At 70.0% G+C, this 22,216-nt stretch carries 1 protein-coding gene; it reads right to left on the bottom strand.

Going from position 1 to position 22,216, the window contains the following annotated elements:
• On the bottom strand, positions 1–22,165 hold a 22,165-nt coding region (locus YWM_RS24810; RefSeq protein WP_169721018.1), incomplete at its 3' end, for a hypothetical protein.
• Between the last annotated feature and the right edge of the window lie 51 nt (positions 22,166–22,216).

The following is a 22,216-nucleotide window of genomic DNA, read 5'->3' as shown; positions in this document are numbered from 1 at the left end:
GCTCCGCCTCGCCCCACACCGGGCCGTCCACCTCGACCTCGCCCTGAGCAGAGGTAGCCACCTCGACGTCATCCGCGGCCGGGACGGTCTGCTCCGCCTCGCCCCACACCGGGCCGTCCACCTCGACCTCGCCCCGCACCAGGCCGCCCGCCTCGACCTCGCCCCGCGCCGACGTATCCGCCACGACGTCCCCTTGCTCGGGGGTCGTCATGCCGGCAGCGTCCTGCCCCGGTGTCGTCGGCTCTGCGTCGTCCTGCCCAGGTGTCGTCGGCTCTGCGTCGTCCTGCCCAGGTGTCGTCGATTCGGCGTCGTGCCCCGGCACCGCCGTCGTGGTGTCACCCTGCGCGTGCGCGCCGGACTGCTGCGCGCCGCCTGCCGACGGGGGCTCGACGCTCCCGATCGGCAGGTTCCCGGTCTCCCGAGGTCGGCCGTCCGACCACATGTCGTTCTCGGCCCGCCACCGCAGCAACACCTCCGGTAGCCCGAGGCTGTCCGCCTCCGGCTGCGGCAGCGCGGCACGCCACGCCCCGCCGGTGAAGCTGTCAGGCAAGAACTCCGTGAGGTCCTTCAACCGCGCAGATTCGATACGGAAGCCACGCCAGGTCTGCACGGATCCCGAGCGGTCGAAAAGCCGCGCGAGGAAAGCGTCGTCGACGACGGACTGCCAGCGGCCACCGCGGTACTCGGCGTTGGTGACCGACCGCACCCGCGACCGGAAGGCGTCCACGCTGCCGATGAACGCCAGTGCGGAAGCCAGCACCACGTGCGGGCTCTCGTGACGGTTGAGCAACCCCCGCACCGCGGTCAGGTCGACGTCGCCGTTGCGGTTGTAGATGGAGTGCACGAGCACTTCCTGCACGGATGCGACCAGCCGCCTGCTCGCCGCGCGGTCGGTCAGCCTGACCGGCGGTTCGGCGAACTCGTCCACGGGCTTGCGCCACGCCTGGTCGTTCAGCTGGCGAGTCGCCGCACGGGCGGCGAACTTCATGCCGGGCAGGACGCTCACGTCGTCCTCGAACGACGTTCCTGTGCGTGCCGCGGTGGTGTAGTGAGCCAGCGCGTGGCGGCCCTTCTGGTCGACGTCGAACTCGTCGCTGCGCAGGCCGAAGAAGCGGTGCGGGAACGACTCGAACAGCTCGAGTTCGGTCTTGTCGAAATTGTTCTTGATCTTGTGGAGGTAGAGCAGCGGCAACGGGTGTCCCTGCGGGGCGACGACCGCGTCGTTGGTGATCGGGAAGTATCCGCTGCGCTGCCAGTCCACCGGGGCAGGCCGCCCACCGGGGAACAAGATCGCGTAACCGTTACCCCGGGCGTCGCCGTTGACCGTGGCGAACACGTCCGGATCTGTGAGGACGGTGTCGCCGTCGAGGTACGACCCGAACAGCGCCGTGAGCATGCGTCGCAAGGTGTCGCTGGCCGCGCCGTAGCCGGGCGGGGAGGCCTTCAGTCGCTCCAACCGGGCATATCCGTCGATCTCCGGCATCGACGTCGCCAGCGGCAGTTCGTCGACGTTGACCAGCCACAGGTCGAGTTCTCGCGCCAGGCGCACCATCCGCTTCACGCCGTCGAGCCTGCCGCCGTCGACGCCCTGCTCGATCTCCGCGACCGCGGCCGCGACGTCCTCCCGCGCCACGTCGGTGATCACGACCATCGGACCGGCGAAGCCCGCGCGCCGCGTCTCGCGGAGCCCCAGCACGAAGCCCGCAGTCCGCCCGGAACCGTCCAGCGGGCTGCCGAACCACATCGACACCGTGCCGACCGCGTACTGGCGCCGGTCGGGGATGGCCCTTCGGTACTCCGGCGGCAGCTTGCCCCGTACCGCGTCGAGCAGCCGACGGTCGGTGTCCGACCACGGTGACTCGAGGATCGTGACGTCGGCGCCCGCCTCCGTGAGCTTGTCCGGGGTGAACTTTGCGGCATCCAGGTCGGACCGCACCATGTCGGCGTTGCGCAGCAACCCCCAGCGTTGCCGCAACGACAGCGCGGTGAGGTCGACGTCCAGCGCGTCCGGCACGGCTGGTGGGTCGGTCAGCCCGGTCAGCCGTGGACCGCGCGCCGGATGCTCGATCACGGCGCCGCCCTTGCGCTGGAAGACTTCCGCTGCGGTCTCTTCGGCACTGCGGACATCGTGACGGATCCAGTCGATGTCGGCGCTGGACAGCTGCGTGTGCGGGCCGCCGATGGTTCCGGTGACCTCCGCGGCTTCCACCGGCGCCACCCATTCGAACTCGGCGAGGGCCTCGCGGAGCGGCACGTGGCCGTCGGTGGTTTCGGCGAGCACTGCGCCGTCCTGTTCGGTCAACACGAAAGTCCGGTTGCTGTCCAGGTCGAGCAGCATCACCACGCCTTCGAAGTTCACCAGCTGCATCTGGTGGCGGAGCCCGCCGTCCTTGCGCTGCGCCACCACGGTCAACTCCGCGTCCAGGCCCGCGTCGAGTACGTCGCCGAACACCTCCGGGCCACGCGGACCAAGCAGGTCCTTCTCGGTGGCGATCACAGAGCCGGATTCGGGGTCGACGCCGCGCACCGTGAGGGGCTGCCCGCCGCCCACCGGTGCTGCGTCGATCGGGCGCGGTTCCGGGCCCACCAGTTCGCGGATCAACGCGCCGCGGTCGACCGGAGCGTTCTCGCCCGACGCGGCGGCCGGCGTCTCCGGGCCGCCGATGACCGACCAGTATTCGTCGAGTGTGGTCGGCACGGTCGCCGGGGCGCCGAGGAGCGCGTCGAGGAACTGCACCTGCCCGCGAGACGTGACGTGGAAGTTGACCGCGTGCAGCCACTCCTGGCCGGAGTCGCTGCGATACGGGATGACCAGGGCGCCGTCCGCGCGCGCAGACCGCGGACCGGCGATCCGCTCGAGCATCTCGGCGTAGCCGGTGCTGCGTTCGAGCTCGGCGGCGAACGACTGCGCGACGTCCGGCAGCGTGAACACCCGATTCGCCGGTGGCCGCTGCGCCTGATGCAACTCGCCGCTGACACTCGTGTTGTACGCCGCGACCGCGGCCGGCAAACACGCCGCCTGGTACGCCCGCAGGCTTCGCCAGAGTCCGGGATACCTGGCCTCTCCCGCGACCTCCGGCAGCCATGGCTTGTTGATCTGCACCCACTCCAGCAGGTCGTCCGGGGTGGCGAAACTGTCCCTGGTGACCACGCGCGGATTCGGGAGTCCGGCCAGATCGGTCACGATTTCCCTGGCGAGGTCGTCGGCGTCCTTCAGCGCCGCCTCGCGGCCGACCGTCGGGGTTGCCTCGGCCACCGCGTCGGCGAAGAGGCGCACCACCGCATTGCCGGTCGGCGTGTCGACGAACTCGGCACCACCGAGTCTGCCCGGCACGATCTCCCTGAGCAGCCGCACGGCCGCGTCGACGGCCTGCCGATCGGTCGGCGTCCCAACGGTGGCGGCACGTGACTGCACGGAGTCCTCGGTCCAACCGCTCTCCGGTCGGTCGAGATTCGCCGCCTCCGGGGCCGTGACGTTCTCCACGGTCTGCGGATCGGCGGACAGCTCGGTATCAAGCCACTGTTCGGTCCCCGCCCACGAGTCGACTGCGACGAAGGTGTCCGGGACATCGATCTCGACGAACGGCTCCGCGCGGTCGCTGTCGGGGACCTCAGCGGTGAAGCCGAGGTCGCGGGCGATCTTGTCGACGACGGTCCGCACGAACTCCGAGAAGTTGTCCGACCGCGTCTGCGGGAGGTACTGCTGAACCGTCGCGTCCCCGCTGAGCGCCGCCGCGACGACCGAGCCGACGTCGTCGCGCAGGCCCAGCCGCGCGAAGAACGACGTGCGTGCGACGAACTCGCTGTCGTCGGCCGTGGGGATCGTGTACTCGAAGAAGGCCAGGTCCCGAAGAAACCGGGCCTTCGTGTTGCCTTGCTCGGTTTGTTGTCGTTCCGCCTCCACTTGCCGTGCGGCCAACGCGCGCACGACGTCGACGTCGAAACTTCGCACCTGCCCGGATGATCTCGGCGCAGCGGCGACGGTGGACGAAACGTCGTGAGCGTCGACGCCACGGATCGGTCGCGACATCTGCTCCGACCGGTCGTCCGCCTCGCCGGGCGTCTGCTCGGACGGGCTCGGCTGGGTCTGGGTGCCGGCCCCGCCCCCGGACTCCGCCTCGGTCGGTCCCCCGGGCTCCGCCTCGGACGTTTCCCCGGACTCCGCCTCGGGGCCCGGTGCCGGCGGCTGCGCGTCACCGGGCAGGCTGGGGTCGACCGGCGGAGGTGGCGGCGCGGGCCGGCCGCCCGCGTCCGGCCCGTCCGGCCGTGGCTGAAGGTCGGCGAGGACCGAGTTGACGACCACCCGCACGAACGCGTCGATCACCAGGACGGCCAGATTCTGCACACCGCGCTGGACCGCTTGCTGGAGGATGTCGTTGCGCGCGGCCGGAGGGAGGGCGCGGAGCAGCGGGATGAAGCGGGACTTCGTCGCGTCGTCCGCCGCACTGATCAGGGTGTCGAGCAGGCCGCGCAGCTGCGGGGGCAACGACCTGTGCCACGCGTTGATCTCCTGGGAACTGCCCGTCGGGATGCCGCGAAGCACGGCAGGCATGAATGGTCGCAGGTCACGATCGACGGCAAAGGCATGGACGATCACTTCGGCGACCGCGTCCTGGACGCCGTGCGTGGTGAGCAGTGCCGACGCCGTCGGGTGCGATTGGAGGTACCGCTGGTAGCCGGCGCGGATCACGTCCACCGCGCTCCTGGGGAGCGAGGCGGGAACTCCCTTGGCCGCCAGATGACCCGCCACGGCCAGCAACAATTGCGGCGTCCACGCCCGCCGCTGGTCCTGCGGCCTGGGCGGAGCCTGCGCCGCCCTTGCTTCGGCGGCCTGGCTCGACTCGGCTTGCCCCGACTCCGCCTGGTCCGAGTCCAGGCGCGGCCGACGCACTTCCGGCCCTGAGTCGGCGGCATCATGGCCGCGCGTCCGCTTGCGGCCCTGCTGTTCCGCCTCGGCAGCGGCCCGCTGGCCACCGGCTTCCGTGATGCCCTCGAGGACCTCGCCGACCCCTTCTTCGTCGTAACCGTTGCGCGCCATCCACGCGGCCACCACGGCGACAACCCGGATGACATCCGCGTCGGAGTACATCGGGGTCGGCAAGCCCCTCGCCCGCCGGTCCGCCAGCAGTTGCGAGACCTCTTCGCGGACATCGGCAGACACGTCGGCCAGCGGCGGGGCGCTCCGCAGGAGTTGCCGGAACCTCGCCGGAGTCCAGCTCGTCCCCAAATCATCGGCGATCTTCTTGGACACACGCTGCGCGGTCGCGATTCTGGTGTCCTCGGACCCGGGATGGTTGGCGAAGACGTGGTCGAGCAAGCGTTCGACATTGTTCCTGACGCCGGGGTCCAGCAAATGCAGGATGTGGGTGGACATCATGACGGCCTCGGTGTCCATGACCGAGCTGTCGTCGGTGTCGTCGGCCAGATAAGCGGCCTCGACGTCGAGCTTCTGCACCGACCAGTCCGTCTCCAGGAACAGCGTGCCGATGTCGGCCGCCCTGCCGTGCTCGGCGGCCAGGAACGACGGAATCCACGTCTCGGTAGCAGCCAGGCCCGTTCCGAGTGTTCGGGCAAGCGCCAGCGACAGCTTGTAGCCGGCTACCACGCCGTCCGGCGAATACGACACACGATGAGCAACGAGCGTCCGTAGCGCGTCGAGCTCCGTCTCGGCGGAGCGTCGGTCATGGGTGTGGGCGACGATGGCCTCCGCGACGCGGCGTGCGTTCATCTGAGACTTCGGCGCGGCGACCGTCAACTGGAACTCCGCGAACTCTGCTTCGTCGCGAACGGAGCTGCGAGTCCACGGCTTGCTCTGCAGCGTGGCGTCCAGGTCGGTCTCGCTCGTCCCAGAGATGAACTCGGACACCTGGCTCGACACCGCTGGATCGCCGACGTTCAGCTGGCCGGCGATGTGACCGGCCAGTCGGTACGCCCCTGCGACACCTTGCGGGGAGTGGACGATCCGGTGCGTGACGAGCAGTTCCAGCGCCGTCCTGGCCTCGCCGGTCAAGCGCTCCCCGGTGTGCTTGGCGACGATGTGCCCGGCGAGTCGCTTCGCGCGAGCGCGTTCGGAGGGATCGAGCAGAGTTACCTCGTAGTCGGCAACCGTCACTTCGTACAGCAGCGACTGCGCGTTCCAGGCGACCTGGCTGAGCAGGGTGTCCTTCTGCTCCTGGGAGAAGCCGGCGGCGAGAATCGGTGGCCGCCCCGGTCCGCCCGGCAGCTGTGTCCCGAGTTGCTCGGCGAGGTACCGCGAAAACGCGAACGCGCCGGCGACCTTGGTCGGAGAGTTCAGGACGCGATGTGCGATCAGAGTCGCCAGCTGAGCCCGGTGCGCTTTGATCGGCTCGCCGAGGTGGGTGAAGAAGACGACGTGTTTCGCCATGCGCTCAGCCGCGCGGCGCGTCGTCTCGTCCGCCGAGATGTCGGCTTCGGCCCCGCGGGCCTCGTAGGCGACACGATCCAGCGACCATGCGATGTCTCGCAACGCCGCCTCGAGCTCCGCCTGATTCTTGACCGAACCGATCACGGGCGACGGCAGCGGATCCGCAACTTGCCTCCCCGACCGCTGCGCGAACCGCATCGCGGTCGACCACGCGTGCTCGACGTTCAGGTTGTTGCCGAGGTTCAGGGTCACCAGCGTGCCGAGCTTGTCCGTCTCCTCCGCGCTGAGCCGCGCGGTGTCGTGCGTTCGCTGCACGAGTTCGCGCCCCAGCTTCACCATGCCGATGAACTGGTGAGGACCGATCGGTCTGTTGGCCGGCGGCGCGTGATCGGCGGGATACGAACCGGAAGTCTGGTCGTCGCGGGCGCTGAACAGGCTTAACCCGTCACTGTCGTAGCCGACCACGAAGAGGTTCGCAGCCAGCCGCAGGTCCAGCACTTCCTCGTTGGTGATCCGGGATCCGTCCCGGTTGAAGGGGGTGTGCCGGTAACCGTCGCCGTGCCGCACCGGCAGCACATTCACGATGTAGCTCGGGCGGCCGTCGACGCCGGCGGCGATCACCGTCGCGGTGGCACCCTCCGGTCTCGTGGATCTCGCCAGCCGCCCCATGATCACATCGATCCCATCGCGGCCGAAGCCCGCGTAGTACAGCCTGGCCACCGGCTTCCGGTCGTCCCTTCCGCGGCGTACGGGAGGCACGGGCAGCCCGTGCGATCTCCGGTACTCCAGGTGCGCGTCGAGTGCGCCGTAGTCGAGCACGAAGTGCCGGTTGTCGGAGGCGGCGTGGCCGACGAAGTTGCCATCCGGCACCACCTCGGTCACGTCGTTCGGCAACGGAATGTAGGAGTGCCGCGCCGGAGTCGTGAGCGCGCCGCGGAATCGCCGCCGCGGTCGCCGCCCTCCCGCGGCCGGGGCGGTGATCGCGAAACCCATGTCGCGCGCCAGTTGCGCGGTGAAGGCCGGGATGTCGACCCAGTGCGGATACCTCGATGCGAAGGACGCGACGAACCGGGCGATGTCGGTCATCGACAGCGAGGTCTCGGTGAACAAGCGCTCGCTGTCGAAGTGACGTTGCACCTCCGTCTGAGCTGCGGTGAGCACGTCGTCGGGAAGTGATTCGGTCCACAACGTCGAGCGCGTGCGCGTGATTTCGGCGACGAAGTCGACCGCGGGATCGGTGTCCGCCTGGCCGACCACCGGGTCCGCATATTCCGACGTCAGCGTCCCGAGTGCGTCACCGAGGAGTTCCGAGATGTCGATGGGGTACACCGGATGGTTGATGCCGATCGACGCCAGCACGATCGCGCCGGCCATTTCTTCGGGAGTGGTTCTCAGTTCGGCGAGCTTGTCGACGTCGTGGATCCTGGCGTCGTCGTTCGCCTGGTCGACCAGGTCTTGATCGAGGTCTTCCGCAAGAAGTGCCGCATCGCCGACCAGCTCGCGGTACGCGTCCGGTGTCAGGTCGGCTCCGAGCGCGCGCACCCACTTCTTGACGAGGTCCTTGGCCGGTTCCGAATTCTCGTTCTCGATCAGGGTGGCCGCGACCAGATCCCGCAACGACGCTTTCAGACCGAGCTGCTCGTAGGCGTCGGGCCGGGCGAACGCCATCAGCAGAGCATCCGCATTGTGCCGGGCATCCTCGACGGTTTCCTCGTCCCGCACCCCTGCCAGCGTCTCGGCCGCGTTCTCCGCTGCGGAGTGGAACAGGAACACCGTCCGCGGCGACTGCGCGACCGCGGGCGCTGCCGGGGCCTGGGGCGCTGCGTGACGCCTGGATCGCAACGCGTCGGAGATGAGGTCGCGTGCCGGCTTCAAAGTGTTGAGTACGTCCCCGATGACGCCGGAGATGTGACCCGGTGTCATCGCGTCCGAGCCCCCGTATTCCAGGACGTACGCGACCATCGCCGCCACGTCGTCGACCGAGAACCCACGCTCGATCAGCTTCGCTTCGTCGTGCTGACGCTGCACCACCGCGACGGCCTTGGCCACCACGTCCTTGTTCATCTCGCCCAGGTCGGCGAGTGCCTGATCACGTAGCTCCGCGAAACTCTCGGCAGTTCGCGCCGTGCCCAGGCCCTTCGCCATCCCGCGGAGCTGACCGATCAGCTCGGCGGTGCTGGGCGTCCGCGTCGACAGGCGCGCGATCGCCAGGGGCATCCGGTCGGCCAGCCCGAGACCTTCGAGCGCCTGCATGTCATGGAACACCAGCATCCATGCCTTGGCCTGCTGGATCTTCTCCAGTGCCGCCGGGCCGGTCTCGGGGTTGCTGCGCTGGAATTTGCCTGCCTCCGTGGTGACCCACTCGCTCCACTGCTGCGGCGTGGCCGACTCGTCCAGCTCCGGGATCACGGACACCGTCGACGCGATGCTCGGTGCTGGGCTGGCAGCGCGCGACACGGGAGGCTCCGAGCCGGCTGGCGTCCCGGGCTCCGGATCGGCCGGGGATTGCGAGCCGGACTCCGCAACGGCCGCGGACTGCGGCGCTGCTTGCTGCACTGCCTGCGACGGCGAATCAGTCGCAGTGCTCGACGGCGCAGGAGCGGGGCTTGACGCCGACGGGGTTTCCGCCCCGCCGCGTAGGGGGAATCGCAGCGGCCGGTTGACGTCTCCGCCGTTGGCGGCCGCCCACTCCCTCAGCGCCTCGCGCACAGCGCGGATGGACTCGGCGAGCTGGTCGCCGCCGGCGCCCCGGTGTGCCTTGGCGGCGACATCGCGCAGCCCGAGCTCGTACAGCCGCTGGACCCCGGAACGCACCCAGGCGGTGCGGCTGTCGTCATGCGCGCGCACCTGGTCGGCGAAAGCCCGCACGACCGACCACTGCGGAGTGTTCTCGACCCGCGATTTCGCCCGCAGCCACACTCGGTCGGGCAACCCTGCGAACTCGCGCGCGGCCGCCGCTGCGCGCTCGCGCAGCTCGTTCGCCGCCGGCGTCGCGGCGAACGTGTCGCCGCCGTCCGGGGTGAGGTGCATGTCGTCGACCGCCGCGGGGTTGCGCACCAGGCCGTTGGCCGCGGCCCACTCCCGTACGAGTGTGTCGATCTTGGTCACGACATCGCGCACGTTCTCCGGGATCGCGCCATCGCCCTTCGGGTGGCCCTGCGCCCACGACTCCTGGACGGCGTTCATCACCACCCACAGGGCGGGCCGCATCAGGGTCGAGCGGGCTTCCCGCCTGCCGGGCACCGTCCGGGCGGGATCGTTCGCGGCCTCCAGCTTGCTCACGAACTCGGCGACGTCGCGCAACGCCCGGACGGCGACGCCGTTGGCGGCCTGCTTGTCGCTTCGGCTCAGCGGCGCGAAGTCGGCCTCGGCCGTGCGGGCGTGCTCCTGCAAGTCCGCCACGCTGGAGAACTCGACCGACCCCGCCCCCGGCATCTTGACGTCGGCATCGACGTCCACGTCCGGCGCGGTGAGCTCGGTCGACGGGACGGTCGGCCCTGACCAGGCGCTGCGAGCGTCCGCTGACGACGCGAGATCATCGAACGCCGCGTCGGTCGCGGCCCGCTGCCTGCCGTACGCGCCAGTTGTCTGCGCCCCGGCACCCGCTGGACGCCCGTCGCTGTCACTGTCCGAGACGTCGGAGTCCTCGCTGATCGAGTCCCTGTCCGAGGGCCCTTGACGCGACGGACCACCGTTGTCACCGCTGTCCGGCCGGGTCGTGGTCGGCGGTGGTGCGGACGGAGTCGGCCGACCACCCGGCCACACCGGCTGAACGATCGTTTCCGTACGGCCCGCTGGGAGCCTGAACTGCAGGCGGATCGGAATGAGGGATGCGAGCGCCCGGGCAGCGTCCGTGCCGATGATCTCCGCGGCCTGTCCCAATGCGTCGCGCAGCGCACTCTCCACGGCGGCCGCACGCGTCACGCCGGCTTGCCCGTCATGCTGCGCCGACAGCACGAGCAGGGTCGGCGCGTCACCGATGCTGCGCCGGTTCTCGTCGACCATGCGCTGCACGATCGGCGCGATCATGGCCTCCGCCGCGTCGCGCAGCGCGCCGTCGTTACGCACCAGCTGCTCGGGCAACACATACGCACGGGTCGAGGCTGTCCGGATCGTCTGGGCTAGGGCCTGCGCGGCTTGGAGACCGGCTTGGTGTCCACGAACCATGCCTTGCGCCGCGACCAGGTACTGCATGTCGTCGAGCGTCAGCTGGCCGATGCCGGTGTGGTACTGGGTGTCGCGGCTCAGCTGGGCTTGCCGCAGCCAGCCGGCCGCGCGGTTCAGCCACATCGCCGAGCTGCGCCCGTCGGCCTCGACCACCTCGCGGGCGACGGCGACGCGCCTGTCGAACCCGACGCTGGACCAGCTGGTGACAGGCCGCCACTGGCGTACGACGTCCCGCAGTTCCTGCGCGCGAATCTGCATGTCGATCAATGCGGGAACCATCTGCACCGCATTGCGCAGCGCGGTGTCGGGGTCGGCGGCAGGTGGCCGGCCGTTCTCGGATCTGCGAGCCGCCAGGACCTGCTCGACGAACCGGTCGACCACGGCATCCAGCGCCGCGTCGTTGTCCCGCGTGAGGACGAACCGGACCCGTTCCGGCGTCGCCACCTGCGCCAACAGCTCGCGCAGGTGGTTCGACACCCAACTCCGTTCGTCGGAGGTCATGTCCTCCTGCGGGCGGGAAAGACCGGTCACGTAGCTGCGCGGGTGGATGCCGGTGACCAGCCGCGGTATCAGGCGACCCGCCATCAGATCGACGAGGCGGCCCATGCCGGCGGCTCGATCCTCGGTGCTCACCGAACCGCCTTGCGCCGCGCGGGCGTCCGTGACCGTGATCGCCGGGGTGTCGGACGTGGCCGGCGCGTCACCTGTCGCCTCACTCGAAGCCGGCGCATCCGACGTCGCCTGCGCGCCGCTCATGGCCGACGAACCAGCGGCTGCGGGCGCCGATGGCGCGGACGCGGACGGCTGTTGGGCCTGACGTTGAGCTTCCTCGTCGATCAACCTCGTGAAGTTGTCGAACACCTCCCAGACGCTGTTCGCCGAGCGGATGTTCTCGAAGCCTTGAGCCAAGGCCAGGGCGAGGAGGTCCAGCTCCTGCTCCAGCGCGCCCGCGTTCGCCGCGTCCGCGATGAAGTGGCGGCGGTTCGCGGTCCGGAGCAGGGCAGACCGGGCGTAGCTGCGGAAAGCGACTGTCAGCCAGTCGTGCAGGCGCCCGGCAGTGCTCTCGGGAAATTCCTGCGTCTGACCGGCCGTGTCGGCGGTCCGAGTCAGATGCCGCACAACCATCGGTTCCACGCGTGCCAGCATCGCCTCGGCGACCTGCTCGGGCGTCACATGCAGCCGCTCGACGAAGGTGTCCAACAACATGGCGAAAGCGTCGATCCACTCGTCGGCCCGCGGCGGCGCGGTCAGGCCGCCGAGCAGCTGCTCGTCCGGCATGGGGAGCGAGGCCAGTGCCACTACCGACGCCATGTCCTCCCGTACCTGCTCGGCATCCGCGGACTCGAAGATCCCACGCAAATACGAGTTGCGCGCCATGCGCTGTCGCAAGTCGGACATGGCCTGCCGGCGCACCTCGCCCCAATCGCGCCCGGCCTGCTGCGCGAGCTGCTGACCCGCGACGTTCGCATCCTCCGCCCAACTCCGCAGAACAGCGGTGTCCCACCACAGCAGCGGTCGCACGACTTGGTGCAGCAGTACGGTTGCCCAGGCAGGAGCCACCTGCGCCTGCCCGCCGGCCCGCCAGGCGGCGGCCACGATGGCCACCATGGTGGGCATCGGGGGACCGAACAGCACGGAGCGCAGGGCCAGGTCGTCCCCGGCAGCATGGATGAGCGCTTGCCGAGCACCGCGCCGGTAAGCGTCGGCGTCGAACGGGTCGCCGTCTGCGAGGTCGCTCAGCGAGTCTTGCGCTCTGGCTCCCCAGGACTCGAAGTCCTCCGCGGTCCACCGGGGAACGTCCGACAACTGCGGCACCGGCGAACGGGTGACTTCCAACCGCACGAAGACATCGCGTGGCAATTCGGCCTGACGGCTGTCGATCGGCACCCCCTCCAGGTCAGGGAATCCGAATCCGCCGGTCGACATGTGGTTTTCCCGCTCGTCGTCGATCGCTTGCCAGAAGCCCGTGTGCACCGCATCGGCGAACAGCAGGAGGTCCTCCGGGCCGACGTCGGCAATCACCTCGATCCGCATGTCCTCGGCGCCCCACGCGCGGTGGGCCAGCCAGTCCTGGAAGTGGTATCTCCCGATGTGGCTCGCGGTGTCGACCACATGGTCCACCACGATGCCCCCGCTGGGTGGCGACGCGATGTGCCACACCACCGTCCGGGCCGTCGGGTCGCTGACCAGCTGGACGTCGAAGATGTTGCGCGGCTCCGTCATCGACTCGGTGGTGTCGAGGCTGTCCACGGACGACTGGGACGAATCGGCGTCCTCGCTCCACCGAACCCGAACTTCGACGTGCTCGCCGGGTTCGAGCTGCGCGCTGGTCAGCACCTCGGCCCGGCTCAGCACACGCTCCACATCGGCGGCCGCTGCCGAGAACTCGTCCCAGATGCTCGTGCTGAGGTAATCGACCACTCTACGCAGGCCCTCCGCAATGTTGTTCGCCCGACGCGCGCCCGCCCCCTCGCTGTCGTCCGGGTAGGCGACGGTGAACACCGGGTCGTAGGGCTGCCTGGCACCCAGACGTTCGAGTGCCGCCAAGGTCGCGGAACGCACGATCACGGCCAGCTCGCCGTCGTGGTCCCCGGTCCGCTCCACTTCACCGGTCTCGAACTCCAGCCGACGTCCGCTCAGCATCTGGTCACGGAACTGGTTGACGGCTGCCACGAGGTCCGCGGCGGCGGCCGCGGCAGCGGCAGGCCCCCCGAGCACGTTCTCCCGCGCCACGAGGTACCGCATGCTCTCGTAGTCGACGAGACCCGCAGGCGTGTCGTAGATCGGCTGTTCGACGAGACCTGCTCGCCGCAGTACGTCGGCGGCGTCGGCGAGCCGCTCCTGCACCGTCGACGAGTTCGATTCGGCCTGAACCTCGACCATGGCCCAGGTCACTTGCTGTTCCAGCTCCTGGCTGGTCCATTCCGAGAACGGCCACCACCGCGACTCCTGCTGCTCGCTCCGGTCAGCGGTCGTCGACTCGCCGGGACCGGCTTCACCCTCGGCGTCGACGGTGGTCCGGGCAGTCTGCTCTGCGCCGCTCTGCTCCCGGTCATCGGTATTGCGACCCTCCGACGAGATGTCCTCCGCTTCGCGGGACATCGGCTGGTCGCGGTCGCCGGTCGCACCGCTCTCGTCTCTGTCGGGTGGCGGGGCCTGCGGCCGGCTCGCGTCGGCAGGCAACTCCGGAGTCACGGTCGCCCCCGCCGACCTGGCCGCCGGTGTCGTGGCAGGGCCCGCCTGTGATTCTCCGCTGTTGCGTCGGCTGAACGCGCGGCGAACCTTACGGCCGCCCGACGACGCCTTGGGCACCTCGGTGCCCTCCCGCAGCACGGCTGTCGTCTGCCCGCCCGCTGTCGGGTTGCTCAACGGAACGTCACCGATGATCAACTTGAGGATCTCGCCGTACCGTTCCGGCGTCGTCAGGTCGTTGATCACCACGTTGCCGTCGCGGTCGACGCTCCAGAAGCCGCCCATGATCGTGCCCTGGATCTCGATCCCGGCGTTCCGCAGGAACTCGTCGACCAGACCGGCCATGTGCCCGTTCTCGTGCGCGCTGAACGCCACCGGCTGGTCGGGGTGCCAGTGTTGCTGGTCGACCGTCCTCGCCGCCTCGGCGTCGAAGCCCACCGGCGCGACGCGGTTCATCCACACCACGTGGTGCACGACGTTGGTCTCGTTCGGCTGCTCGAACCGGAAACGCACCAGGTCGCCCGGCTGACCGGCCGCTTGCTGCTCGGCAGTCGGAGGCAGCCGCAGGTTCAGCGAGTTCCAGAACCCGGCGCCGGCCTCGAGCTGGTGCCAGGCGCGCTCACGCCAGCGGAGGTCGTGCTCCGCGCGGTCCGGAGTGACCGGGCCCTCGATGCCGCGCACGTCCACCACGAAGGTGAGTTCGCTGATCGTCTCGCCGTCCTGCACCGCTCGCCGGACCTCGAACGCCGAGCGCACCGCCGGGGAGCTCTCCACGTCGAACGGGGAGGTCGCGCCGGGGCGGCGCCTGGGGAGGGCGCGAACGGCGCCGCGCTGGACCGGCTCCGTGGCGGCCAGCTGGTCCCGCGGGTAGTTCACGAAACGCTCGTAGCCGTGGCCAGGCTCGGCGCCCGAACGCTCCGGGTGCAGCTCCGGCGGCGTGGTGTCGGTGGTGTCGGTGGAGTCCCGCTCGTCCGCTCGCGTTTCCGCAGGCTGCTCGGTCGTGGCCGCATCGTCGACCGTGTCGGGAGACGCGCCCTCGTCCACCGGCGCATCCGTCCGCTCCCCCGCAGGCTGCTCCGTCGCGGCCGCATCCTCGGCGGCCGTGTCGACGGCCTCCTGCGTCGCCGCCCGCGCGTCCTCGGCCACCTCGGAGGACACCCGCCCGTCTGAACGCGTCTGCGCAGGCTGCTCGGTCGTGGCCGCATCGTCGACCGTGTCGGGAGACACGCCCTCGTCCACCGGCGCATCCGTCCGCTCCCCCGCAGGCTGCTCCGTCGCGGCCGCATCCTCGGCGGCCGTGTCGACGACCTTCGTCTCGTCCGGCCTCGCCGCCGCGTCCTCGGCGGCCGTGTCGACGACCTTCGTCTCGTCCGGCCTCGCCGCCGCGTCCTCGGCGGCCGTGTCGACGACCTTCGTCTCGTCCGGCCTCGCCGCCGCGTCCTCGGCGGCCGTGTCGACGACCTTCGTCTCGTCCGGTGTCGCCGTCGCGTCCTCGCCACCCTCGGGCCGGGGCTCGCCCAGCGCATCGGTGCTCGACTCAGGCAACGCGCCGATCAGCGCCAGCACGGACGGGTCCACGTCGATCAAACTCTCGCCGTCCTCGGCTGTCGCCGGCCCTGCCTCGGACCCGGCGTCCTCGACGACCGCTGAGTCCGTACCGGGGTCCGGCTCCGACGGGGTCGAGGTCCCGCTGCCGGACGACAACGTTGTGACCACGGACGCCGCGTCGAGCTCACTGCCGGCGGTCAGCTCGGCGGCCGAGTCGTCGGGCCTTGTGTACGGACGTGGCCGCTGCCCCTCGTCGGCGAAGAACTGCACGCTGGCGGGCCCCTCACCGTGGGCTCGGGTGAACACGATCCGGTCGCCGACGACGTCCTCGATCCGCACTTCCCGGGCATCCGGCGCGAGCCGCAGCAGCTGCTCGAACCGCGCGACGACCGAGCGACGCAACTCCTCGGCGGCGTTCTGGTTGAGGTCACCGACGACGTGCACCTGCAGGCGCGGCTCCGCGCCGTTGCGCGAGGACTCCAGCATCCGCTTCGCGAGCCGCCACAACGCCAGATCCTGCTCGGTGTCGATACGGCCGGTGCCTGGGTCGGTGATGGTCACGTCCGGCTCGGCCTTGAGGACGACACCGTTGCGCGCCCGCTCGAGTTCGAGGTCGCGATGCGCCTTCGCCTCTTCCCACTCGTACGTGGCGATGTTCAACGCGTCCTCCGCGGCGCGCACGGCGTCCTCGACGGCGGCCACATCCTCGGCGTGCACGCCGCGTTCGACGAGCGCCCCGATCGAGGCTTCGACTTCCGGCCGCTCCGCCGCGACCCCGAGCACCTGGCGCACGACCTGCTCGTCCAGCACCGGCGCTTCGTACAGCCGCCTGATCTGTGCCAGCTGCTCGCGCACCGCGGCAAGCGCGCTGACCGCCCTGGTCCACGCCGCGTCCTTCGCCGCGAACGCCGCCTCCGCGTTCACCAGCGAGCTGGGGATCCGGTCGTTGCGGTCGGTCCGGTGGATCACCGCCGCGTTCTCGATGGTGACGTCGCCGACGGCGGACACCTTGCGGGTGAGCTGCACCGTCTTGTCCGTCATCGGGACGGAGCGCACCTTCGCGCTCGGGGTGGCGACGAACCGCAGCCGCACATCCTCCAGCCACGAACTGCTCAGCTTCGGCTTCTCCGCGGACGACTCGGCCGTCGTGGACGAGGCCGTCTGCTCGGATGCCTCGGCCGCCGTGGTCGGAGAGCTGTGGTGGCCCAGCAGCGTGATGTGGGTCAGCAGGGCAGGCAGACCGGCAGCCACGAGGGGAGCCGAGTACAGCTCGACGTGCAGCGGCCGCTCGGACACCTCGTGCTTCTCGGTGACGGTCTCCTGCTGGTTACCGCCGAGTTCCAGCCGCGCGCTGGTGGACACCAGGTTCGCCGAACTCCCCGGCGCGGCGAGCAGTGCGAGATCGATGCCGGTCTCGGGTGGCAGCGGAAGCGGCACCCAGCCGGAGTACATCGCCTGCAGGCCGCCTTTGAGGACCTCGTCCACCAGGAACGCGCGCAGGCTCATCCGGACCGCGTCGGTGACGGTCCCACCCGCCTCGGTGATCACGTTCTCCGCGACCGCGACCAGCGCGTCCAGGTCCGACAGCGCCCACTCCGGGGCACCGTCGCCCTTGGTCACGAAGAAGTCCGACACGAACGAACCGTTCGCCGGCGGCGGCGTCAGGGTGCCCGGCTCCTCCCGCCAACGGCGGTTGGCCTCGACCGACGGCTTCTCGCGCCGCACCTCGGTGTCGCGCACCAGACCGAGCTGGTCGTCGGCCAACCCGAGCGAGGTGGCGTCCTCGAGTGCCCTCTGCACGTCGAATGCTCGCGACCGGACGACGTGCGCGAGCTGCCGACCGTCGCGCCACACGGAGATGTCGAACGCGAACTCGAGCCGTTCCTGCTGCATCGCGCCGGACACGGTCGCGGTCTGCTCCGCGACCCGCGCGGCCGTCTCGGTCCTCGACCTCGACGTCGTCCCGATCGCGGCCTCCGTGTACGTGCCCACCGACCCCGCGGCCCAGCCGGGCTTGCCCAGGCCCTTGCTCGGGTCGCTGAGGAAGCCGACCAGGTCGAAGAAGTGCTCTGGGGTCAGGTGCGTCAGGTTGAAGCTGTTGATCTTCGACAGCAGCACGGACAACCGGTCGGTGAACGTCAGCTTCCCCGGGACGCGCTCCCCCGGCACCGGCTCGGCCACGCGCTTCGCCGTCAGGTGCAGCTCGTAGGTCTGGCCGGTGCGCTTGTCCTCGAGCCGCAGTGGATGCAGTTTGCGTCCGGTGGAGGCGTCACCGATCTTGCCCCGCACGTCGCGCAAGAACTCGGTGATCGTCGTGTAGTTGTCTTGCGCGCCGTGTGCCGGCGAACGCGGAATGATCCGGTCCGCCACCTCCTTGCCCACCGAGTCGACCAGGCTCCGGTACAGGTCGGGGATCGCGTCGGTCAAGTTGATCGGGTTCGGCACGTGGTTCAGGCCGCGCGACCATCGCTGACCCTCGACTGCCGCGCCGTCCGGGCCTGTACCGGCGCCCGCGCCGTCGTCGTCGAACCAGGTCCCGAACGCCATTTCGGCCATGGCGAGGCGGGACTGTTCCTGCTCGCTGGCGGCCACCATCTCGCGGTACTCCGCCTCGGTGGCCCACACGTAGACCTCGCCCAGATCCAGCTGTTCGGCCGCCCGCCGCAGCTGTTTGCGGGGCACGTCGCGATAGTCGGGCCGGGGTTGGCCTGGCTGCCGCTTCTTCAGCACCCGCCTGCCGGCCTTGCCGTAGGGCTGGCTCTCCACCACCTGGACCGTGCGCAGCTTTCCGCGAACCAGGATCTTGCGCTCCGGCTGTCCCTCGGCCGACGTCGTCCCTTCCGCGTCGACGCGCGCACCGGGTTGGCGGCCCAGGGTGGTCGTGAACATCCTGGGTATGAACGCGTTGAGCAAGGTCGGCTTCAGCGGTCCGAGCGTGCCCGGGTCGGCCAGCAAGACGTCCTGTCCGGCGCCCTCGGACGTCCATTCGATGCCGCGTTCGTGGTCGACGATCGTGTAGCCGCTGGACTCGTTGGTGCCGCGGGTCCACTTCGAGTACGGCAGCGCCACCGGGTCGAGCAGCATGGCCGAGTGGGCCATCACCACGTGGTGACCGGTGCTGTTCTTCTGGTTCGACGGTGACACGTGGAACGTCTCCGGCCCGCCGAACGGCACCACCTTCGACCGAGAGTTGTTCTGGTACGCCGCGGCGATCCACGCCTCCTGGCCGCCGTCGAGCGGCTTGCCCACGACCGCCCGGACCATGCGGCGGAACGACTCGGTCATGTGTTGCACGGCGTCGACGGGACGGGCCCACTCCAGCTTGTCCAGCAACGGCGAGTAGGTGCGGCGCAAACGGTCCTGGCCGGGCTCGCCGGTGTGGTTGATCGCCACGTCGCTGAGCCTGGTGACGGTCGGATCCGGCACCTCGCGCTGCTCGGTCAGCTCCGGGATCGCCGCGTCGGACTGTTCCACGAGCGCGTCGAAGTCGACCTGCACCGGCTCGGCTTCCAGCGTCTCGTTGGCCGGCAGCGGCCGCGGCTGCTCGGAGTGCCGGGGACGCAGCGCCTCGGACAGGTGTCCGTCGTCGATCCAGTACGTCCCGCTGATGTGGTAGTTGACCCGGCCGGTGTAGCGGCGATAGGAACCGGGCTCGATCGAGCCGTCCGGATTGAGCGCGCCGGACGTGGTGGTGGTCTTCGAGCCGCTGCCCGACCCGATGGCAACCGAACGGCTGCCGGTTCCGATCGACCGGAAACGGCCCTGGACGTAGCCACTCCGATGGCTGCCGATGAGGTAGACCCGGGGCACCAGTGCGCCGAGGCCGCCGGTCCTGGTCGACTTCTTCTTGTACTCGACGCCGCGCTTCGTCCTGTGCGTCTCCTGCGAGCCCTGCTCGATCTTGACCAGGTCGCCGGCGCGCGCCGTCTCGATCTCGCGGACGACGGTGATCTCGGCGTGGTAGGTGTGACCGCGCCCCTCGGACTCGAAGTGCAGCCTGAGCACCGGGCTGGCGCCCAGCGCCTCGTCCCGCACCTGTTCGCGTGCGGACACCGCGTGGCGAACCTGTTGCGCCAGCTTGCGCCGCAGCATCGGCTCGCGTTCCCGCATCCCGAGCAGCTGCCGGACCTGCTGTTCGAGCCTGCGCATCAGGCCCTGCTCGAACACCTTCTCGTCGGACGGGTCGGTGAGGAATCCGCTGTCCCGCCAGGACCACCGGTGGTGTCCCGGCAGTTCCGGCAACGCCGCCAAGATCTTCTGCGCGACCTGCGCACCCGCCCCGGTGTGGTGCAGCACGGCGCGTTCCAGGGAGGCCGGGACACGCCTGCCGGTCAGCTCGAGGCTCCGGCCGGAACCATCTTCCTCGCGGTCGGGTTCGGCGGGTCCGATGCCCGCTTTGCGCGCGTCGCTGGTCGTGGCCCACCGGCGCGCTTCGTAGGCGTCCTCGAAAATGATCTCGGGCTTGCCGACCTCACGCACCTGCAGCTCGCCCTTGGTGACGAACAGCGTCACTTTCTCCTTGGTGACCTGCGTCCGATCGGACGAGTCCTCGTTCGTCAGCGACTGCCCGTGCTGCTTCGATGCGCCGCCGATGAACTGCACACCGCCGCCCACCAGGAGGTCGCCGGCCGGAAGGACCGGGCCGACACCCAGCTCCACGTACCCTTCGCGCTTGGCGTCGGCAGTGGAGCTGACGTCGTGTCCGACCGACGTCGTGCGGGCCACCTTCGCGCCGTCGACGTCCTGCAGGTACTCGACGGTGTGCACGACCGCACGCTTCTGCAGAATGACGCGCTTGCTCCGGAACCGGAGCTTGAGCCAGTTCGGCCCCTTCACCAACGTCTCCGTGGTGACCCAACCCTCGCCGTTGCGCGCCTGCTCGGGCGTGACCTCCATCAACGGCAGGCTCGTCTTGATCGCGTCTTCCGACAGGAACTGCTCGACCTGCAGGCGGGCGGCCTGGTTCCGGCGCAGCAGGGCCTTCGGCAACCGTGCCTTGATCTTGTCGACGATTCCCGGCTCGGTGAGTGTCTTGCCCTTGTAGGTGGCCCGGCTCTCGGTGTTGAGTTTCAGTTCTTCCACCACGGCCGGCGGCAGTGGGGCCTCGGCGGGCCTGCCCGCGCCGGAGGACCTCGCGAACACCTTCGGCACCCGCATCGGCACCTGCAGCTGGTCGCGGACCTCGACGTTGTCGGCGACGGTGTTGCCCGCCTCGTCGACCACGGTGGCGACCACCCGCACCGGCACGTCCGTGTTGACGGCGGTCGGGACGCTGATCTGCATGGTGGACGCGACCGGAGCGTTGATCGACTCCGACCGGGCGGCATTCGGCCGCAGCAGGTTCACGAACGCCAGGAAGTTGATGAAGAAGCCTTCCGCCTGCGTCGGTGTGAACCCGGCGAAGATGTGGCGCCGATCGCGGTTGGCGCTGCGGGACACCCCGGACTTGCTGTTCGCCGTCGCGGTCCCGCCGGCCTCCTCCACTGCGCCGTTGGCCAGCGCGACGTCGTTGAGCTCGGGGAAGACGGTACGCAGCGTGACGCGGTGTGGTACGCCGTTGACCAGCACGGTGAACGGCCCGGTGGAGCCGTCGCGCAGGCTCTGTGGGTTCGTCGTCAGGCGCTCGCGAATCGCGGTCATGCCGACGACGTCGGCGTCCTGGGGCCACATCGCGCGCAGCCCGTTCAGGACGTTGTCCACGTTGCGGGCTTCGCCGGTCTGCTCGGGGCCGGTTCGTGGCGTCGATTCGGCGGGGAGCGGGATCGGGGTGGTGATCTCCGCGGGCGGCAGGATCGGACCGTCATCGTCGATCAGCTCGGTGAATCGGGACGGCCGCCCCGACCCGGATGGGCGCTCGGTACCGGTCGACACCTCCGGCCCCGACTCGACAGCCCGCTCCTTACCCTTCGGCTCACGCGACCGCGTCGGATCGACATCCTCCGGCGAAACGAACGAACCGTCATCGGACTCGTCGGCGAACCGGGACATCCGCCCCGACCCGGACGCACGCTCGGTACCGGTCGACACCTCCGGCCCCGACTCGACCGGCACAGCGCGCTCCGTGCTGGTCGACGGCTCGATCTCTGCGAGCGAGGCGTCGTCGGTCTCCGGCAGGGGCACGTCCGCCGGGTCCACCTCGGCAACGGTGGACGTCTCGTGCGCGACGGTCTCGGCCTGGATGTCGTCCGAGTCGACCGAGGTCTCCTGGTGCGGTGCAGACTCCGCCGCAGGTTCGCCGGCCGTCTGGTCCAGCGGAACAGGCTCTGGCGCCCTGGGCCGCGGCGCGTCGTCCGGCAGCTGCGGCGTCACCTGACCACGGCGGAACCCGTTCTGCACGGCCCAGTCCCTGGTCAGGTCTCCGATCCGTCTGACCAGGTTCTGCACCGGCATCGGCATGTTCTCGGGGGCGACCCCGATGGCTCCGCGACGCCAGATCTCGAACGCCAGCGCCTGCTCGGCGAACACCATGACCGTTCTGCGGTACATCACCAGCCGGTCGTCGTTCCGCGGCGTCAACCCGTCCAGGTAGGCCCGCACAACAGCCAGGTTCTCGTCGGCGGCGATCCGCAACGACAACTGCTCGTCCTGCGGAAGCTGCTGCAGGGTCATCGCCGCGATGCGCCCGTCGGCCTCCAAGCGGGCAAGACGGGCACCGATCGACTGGTCCTCGCTGTCGGCGACGGCCTGGTCCTCGGCGTAGCTCGGCAGCGCCGCGTCGCGACCACCGGGCGCATGCTCCGGGCCGGTCGCCGGGTCCGCGGTCATCCACTCGGCCAGGCCCGGGTCACCGATGCGTCCGTTGCTCGGGCCCGCCTCGGGCTGCTCGATGCCCGGCTCGCCCGCCGCCATGAACGCAGCCATGTCCTCGGTCAAACCCGGATCACCGAACCGCCCACCACGCGGCCCAGCCCCAGACTGCTCGAC

It is taken from the genome of Thermocrispum municipale DSM 44069, assembly GCF_000427825.1.
In the GTDB taxonomy this organism is placed as follows: Bacteria; Actinomycetota; Actinomycetes; order Mycobacteriales; family Pseudonocardiaceae; genus Thermocrispum; species Thermocrispum municipale.
Note: the sequence above shows the minus strand (reverse complement) of the source record. Positions and strands in the feature narration are given on the sequence as shown.